The sequence below is a fragment of the Paenibacillus sp. OK003 genome, from assembly GCF_900109515.1.
Lineage (GTDB): Bacteria > Bacillota > Bacilli > Paenibacillales > Paenibacillaceae > Paenibacillus > Paenibacillus marchantiae.
Genome location: NZ_FOBD01000039.1, coordinates 1 through 1,555, shown reverse-complemented (window position 1 = coordinate 1,555; position 1,555 = coordinate 1). Strand labels below are relative to the sequence as shown.

Genomic DNA, 1,555 nt, shown 5'->3' with positions numbered 1-1,555 from the left:
TAGGTTCGTTGCTATGAACGTTTTTGTCAAGCCCATCACAAAAAGCTGCTTTTCCCCGAAGCCCTAAGCGCGGGAGTCCATATGCGAGCGACGGTTGGCACGCTGCTATCCGTGGGTTGGTTACCACATGGTATGCCTTCGTCAAGGAGAGCTTTTACAAGCTAGCCACGCACGTTCAGCCCATTAAAAGCCTAGTGCAAACGAACCTCGTACATTCTCTCCTGAACCTTCCATGAACTCCCGGGCTTAGGGCTCCGGAGTTTTCCCCTTTTTCCTTTTAAACCATCCGTCTCTTCAAGATGAAAGACAGATTACTGAGCATTCGGTAGCTCCAACGTTCGGGCAATCGCCCAAATAAACCCGGTCAGTTCCCTGGCCACTGCAGTGACCGCGACATTTTTGTGTTTGTTTAATCCATAAACTAAACGGCGGAATTTTCGGTGCAGCCGTTCCTGGGCTTTCCATGAAATGAGCTGTATGTCCGCAGGCAGGCCTTCCAAACGGCGGGCCAAGTCCCCTTTAATCGCAGGCCGATGGCGGTAACTCCATGCCGATTCAATCAAGGTGCGACGCAATCGTCCATTTCCCGCTTTGGTGAGCGAGCCTCGTTGGGTACGGACTCCAGACGAATGCTCACGTGGAACCAGGCCCAAGTAAGCCATGAGCTGAGCAGGAGAACGGAACCGGGCAAAGGAACCGATCTCCGCAGCAAGCGTGACGGCCGTGAGAAATCCAATGCCACGCAGAGACTGTAAAATTTGAATCAAATCGGCTTTAGAGCTGGTCGCCGCCTCTTCAATCAAGGCCTTTTCCAGTCGACCGATGCGTTGCTCGATCTCGTCCATGGCATGAAGGTACTCCGTAAACGCAATCTGCATGGGCGCATTCGGGAAGGTCAGTTGTCCAAGCCATACGCGATATTTTTTCGTCCAGCGACGTTTGATATGTTCAGGCGGATGGATCTGGTGGCGCAATAAAAATTTGAGTACACGTTGACGAGCCCGGTGAGCATCTTCTTTTGCCGATTCGCGTGCCCGAACCAATTCACGAAGCGCCTCATCTTCACGTGCTGGAACGTAAATCGGCGTAAGCTCGCCTGCACGGAACAGACGTGCCAATTGCTCGGCATCCCGTCGATCGGTTTTCACGTGATCGCCAGAGCGTTTGGGGATGAGTGAAGGGGCAATGACGACACAGTTGGCCCCCATGGATTCGATCCAGCGGTAAGTTTCGTATCCTGTAGGACCGGCCTCATAACAAAACGAGAGGGAGCTTGCCGGGCCCAATTCTTTGATGAGTTTGCGCAAGGCAGCAGGCGTATGAGCAATGGTACCGTAATACCGCGGCTTGTCTTGACCCTCGTCAGTAATAGCGACAGAAATTTTTTCTTTGGATACATCTAAACCGATGAATTTTGTGGTAGACTTCATAGGGATAGCTCTCCTTTGCTGTGTAGCTCTGAAATGGTGGTCTTCTTACTGTCCATTTTAACCTACGATGTGCAGCAATATGGAGGGCTATTTTTTTGCGGTTACGTTCATCATAGCTAGCGCTT

At 51.4% G+C, this 1,555-nt stretch carries 1 protein-coding gene; it reads right to left on the bottom strand.

From position 1 onward, the window contains the following. Nucleotides 1-311: 311 nt before the first annotated feature. Nucleotides 312-1,430, bottom strand: a complete 1,119-nt coding sequence (locus BMW94_RS30025; protein WP_091002250.1) for an IS110 family RNA-guided transposase — start codon at nucleotides 1,428-1,430, stop codon at nucleotides 312-314. Between the last annotated feature and the right edge of the window lie 125 nt (nucleotides 1,431-1,555).

What these genes read in the sequence shown, in the direction of transcription:
- BMW94_RS30025 (WP_091002250.1), bottom strand. Translation starts at nt 1,430, where the DNA reads ATGAAGTCTACCACAAAATTCATCGGTTTAGATGTATCCAAAGAAAAA.